Genomic DNA, 4,021 nt, shown 5'->3' with positions numbered 1-4,021 from the left:
TTCTGCTGATTTCCGATGAAATCAATCAGGGCGTTGGCCGCACGGGGCGCATGTTCGCCATGGACAATTTCGGTGTGGAGTGCGATTTGTATGTACTGGGCAAATCCCTTGGCGGCGGGCTGCCTTTGGGCGCGGTCGTGGGCCGCAGAGAGGTGATGGAGTCGCTGGGATCACCGGCCCACGCGTTTACCATGTCTGGCAATGCCTCCTGCTGTACCGCCTCTTTAAAAATGCTGGAAATCATGGAGAGGGAAAACATCTTCGAGGAATCTTATCAAAAGGGCCTTTATCTGCGGGAGCGGTTTCTAAAAATGCAGGAAGAATTCCCCGTCATCGGCGAGGTGCGGGGCATTGGACTGAACATCGGCGTGGATCTGGTGACAGATCGGGAAACCATGGAGAAAAACTATCCCGCCGCCGCCAAGATTTCCTATTACTGCATGAAGCACGGCCTGCTGCTGACCTTTGTGGGGCAAAGCACCCTGCGGGTGCAGCCCCCTTTGGTTATCACCCGGGAGGAGTTGGACCGGGCCACGGAAATCATTCATGCCGCGCTGGTGGCCTATACCGCCGGAGAGTTGAGCGACTCGATTCTAGATGAGATACAGGGCTGGTAACGCGGCCCAATGTAATTGAAACGCCGATTCAGGCCGCGGCCCGGCAGGACGCAGGCATTCTGGCGGACGAGACTTAGAGAGCTTATGCCGGCGGTGTACTCCCCTATGCACTTTGCGCGCCAATATGACCATATATACGTGTTTGGGCGCATATTCAAGGGCTTTGACCACGAGGATACAGCACCAAAAACCTGCCGAAGCGAAAACAGCAGTCTTTGACCGGCCCCACAAAGCGCACCTTACGGCCAGTGTTTCAGAAGCGGCCAGCAGGTGCGTTCCGCCCGCCTGCTTAAGAATGAGAAATTTTCAAAGCAAAAAACCCGCCGTCCAATCGGACGGCGGGTTTTGCGTATTTAAGGTAGTGACCACAATTCGGCGCTGTTGTCCCAAGGCTTTACACGCAGTCCTGCAAAAAAAGCCTGTCATACCGCTTTCCGGCCTGATCAGCCGCTTCCTCTCGAAGTTGGGAAATCTCCTGATGATGGGCCAGCAGAAGAGACACCAAATCCACCGAGATCGCGCCGTTGCGCGCCATATCCCGGAGCAGGTCCTCCGTTCTGGAGAAAGACATTCCTTTCCGATAGGGCCGGTCCTCGGTCACGGCGGTAAAGATATCGGCCACCGCCATAATGCGAGACCCCAGCGGCAGGCTGTCAGCCTTCAGATGAAAGGGATACCCGTTTCCGGTAAGCCTTTCATGGTGGTAGGACGCCCACTGGTTAATCATCTCGAAGCCCCGAATAGGCCGGAGCAGTCGGTAAGTATAAAAGGTATGGCCCCGGATAATGTCAAACTCGTCCGGGTCCAGCTTGGACCGCTTCTCCAAAATCTCAGCGGGAATTGCCAGCTTTCCCAGATCGTGGAGATTTCCCGCAATCCGCATCATCTTACACTCGTTTTCGGAAAAGCCCGACAACTCCGCCAGCTTTTCCGCCGTGGCGGCCACGCTTGCGGAATGCCGCGTGGTAAAGGGGCTGCGAAAGTCAATGATATGGGCGAACACGTCGGTCAGCTTCACCACCTCGTCCAGCGTGAGCTTCACCGCATCCAAAGACAGCTCGTCCAGAAAGTCGTGAATCTGGGGGCCATCCACCAGTTCCAGCCACAGCGCCTCTTGCATGCTCATTGACATAAACGCATCCACGGTTTCCGGCACAAATACCTCGCCCCGCTGCGCGGCAATGACTTCACGGATGGCGCCTATCTGGCTGATCACGCCCATGTCCGGCCGAATCTGCACCACCGCTCGGTCCGCCAGATGCAGCACGTGAGAGAGCAGGGGAACCTTCGCGCCGTGGTGCATCTCACCTGCGCCATTTTTCCACGGGACATGGTGAAAGCGGACAATTTCCGCCTCGCGGCGCAGAAGGGGAAAGTCCTCCAAAAATCTTGCCCCAATTCTGGCGTGACCCTCCGGCTCAGTGGCCTCCCCAGTAATGAGCTGCAATCGTTCGCTCAGAGTCAGGGCGCCGATGTCGTGCAGCAGAGCGGCCTGCACCAGCGTCCGTCTCTCCTCCAATGGCAGGCCCATTTGTTCAGCAAGCTTTAAGGACATAAAGGCGACGCGCTGATGATGGTTTGAAACCCTTACGTCCAGTAGGTCCACCGCCGCGGTCATACAGGCAATCAAGTCGTAAAGTGTTGCAAAATAGCGGTTGTAGTAGGTCATAATTCCCGTCTCTGTTTCTCTGTAAATTTTATTTGGAACCGCTGCGGTGGGGACAAGCGCCCCCGAATTTTCCAGTGCATCCGCGCCCGGCCTTAATACCGCCCCGCCGTATGATCCAGCAGGAACACCGGCACCGTCCACAATAAGGAAAACGCGAGAAGACGCAAAGGCTCCATCAACGCATAGCTGCCAAGTCCCGTCAAATAAAAGCTCAGAAGGGACCCGGCCACGGAGGCCAGCAGCGTCAGCGCCGTGCCGCTGCGCACCGCGCGGCACAGGCGGCGGCTGCCGGTCACGGTTTCGGCATAGGGCAGCAGCCCCTCCCGCAGCAGCAGCGCCCGGGGACGGCCTTGCGCGCTCTCCTGCTCGGAAAATGCCACCCGGTCGGAAAGGGTGGGATACTGAATTTTCACCTTGGCGGTAAATTTCCGTTTCAGCAAGCCGGGGTTCACGTTAGGGTCCCGGGAAGCGAGAATCGGCTGAATTTTGTTTCTGCGCAGAAGCCGCAGCGCCCAGTCCACATTGTCCGAGGGCTTGTACTTCACCGCGAACACCGCCGCCAGCTCCCGGTCGATGGACAGGAAAACGCCTGTACGCAGATTCAGCCCGCTGGGCAGGCGCACATCCATTTTGCGCATGAAGGACGCGGTGCCAAGCAAAACCGACTCTCCCCGAATGGCGGCGGAGAAGCCGCCCTCCTCATAAAAGCTGAAATCGTCCAAAGATTCCAGTGTTCCGCCCTCGGACACCAAAAGATTGTCAAACAGCCGCCGAAGCCCGCAGCCGGAAGAACGGGCCAGAGACGCGGCATAGGACACAGCCCTTGGCATCTCCTCACCAAAAAGCTTCACGCCGTTCAGGCTGACCGTTCCGGGGGGGAACAAGTCCTGATCTGTCACCACCATGGATTTTTTGCGGCTGATCCGCTCCGCCCCGGCGCAGCCCGCCACGGCGCAGCCGCCCTTTTGCAGGCGCTTTGCAAGCCGCGCAGCGGGAAGCGCGTCCGTCATGGGCAGCATCAATGCCGCCGAAGCCGCGAGAATCGCGGACCAATTCAAGAGGAAATCCGCATTCCGCCCCTGCCCCACAGAGCCAAGGGCGGCGAACACCACGGAAGCGACAAATACCACCGGCAACAGCGCCGCCTGCCAAATCTCGGAGAGAGAGGGCTTTTCCGCGTCGGACCAAAAGCCGGGAACGCGGCCCGGCTGCTTGCAGGCCCCCGTTTCCAAATCCGTCACCAGATAGGGGGGCGTGAGGTCCAGTGCGGCGGTGCGAAAGGTGTCACTCCGGGCCTTTTCCCGCTGAGAAATGCCCCATTGGCCGAAGAAAAGCCCCACGCAGGCGGGAAGCGCATACAGCGGAACGGCGCTTCGCCCCGGAAGCCAGAGTACCGCCGCGCAGTCAAGCAGCGCCACCACAGCGGAGAAGGAGAGCAGCAGCTCTCCCGTAAAAAACTTATGCGCCAGCCGGGTACCGCCCCGGACAAACACGCCCCGGCACAGTATGCACAACAGCAACAGAGCCCCGGCGGAAACGGCGGTTTGCAGCATCCCGTCCCCCGTCCAAAGAGGAACCGTATATCCGGCGGCCTCCGCCGCCTGCGGCGCTAGCAGCAAAAGGCAGATCAGCGCAGCCACGGGAAGCGGGCGGCGCAGCCGCCGCCAGCGCTTCTGGGCAAAGCGCATGGCCTCGTCCAAGGGCGGCTCGGGGCCCACGGGCGGCTCCTCCGGCT

3 protein-coding genes are annotated in these 4,021 nt (G+C 59.4%); 1 reads left to right on the top strand and 2 read right to left on the bottom strand.

Features of this window, described 5'->3' with window-relative positions; all coding sequences use genetic code 11:
* On the top strand, positions 1-617 hold a 617-nt coding region (locus B2W96_RS11665; RefSeq protein ID WP_293010606.1), incomplete at its 5' end, for an aminotransferase class III-fold pyridoxal phosphate-dependent enzyme.
* A 394-nt stretch (positions 618-1,011) separates the two neighbouring features.
* Here B2W96_RS11665 and B2W96_RS11660 read toward each other — a convergent pair.
* Positions 1,012-2,286 (bottom strand): HD-GYP domain-containing protein, encoded by a 1,275-nt coding sequence (locus B2W96_RS11660; RefSeq protein ID WP_293010605.1) that lies wholly within the window; start codon positions 2,284-2,286, stop codon positions 1,012-1,014.
* A gap of 92 nt (positions 2,287-2,378) precedes the next feature.
* Positions 2,379-4,021: hypothetical protein (locus tag B2W96_RS11655; RefSeq protein ID WP_293010604.1), on the bottom strand; the 1,643-nt coding region annotated here is incomplete at its 5' end.

Source organism: Oscillibacter sp. UBA6647 (assembly GCA_002455655.1).
In the GTDB taxonomy this organism is placed as follows: Bacteria; Bacillota; Clostridia; order Oscillospirales; family Oscillospiraceae; genus Oscillibacter.
Note: the sequence above shows the minus strand (reverse complement) of the source record. Positions and strands in the feature narration are given on the sequence as shown.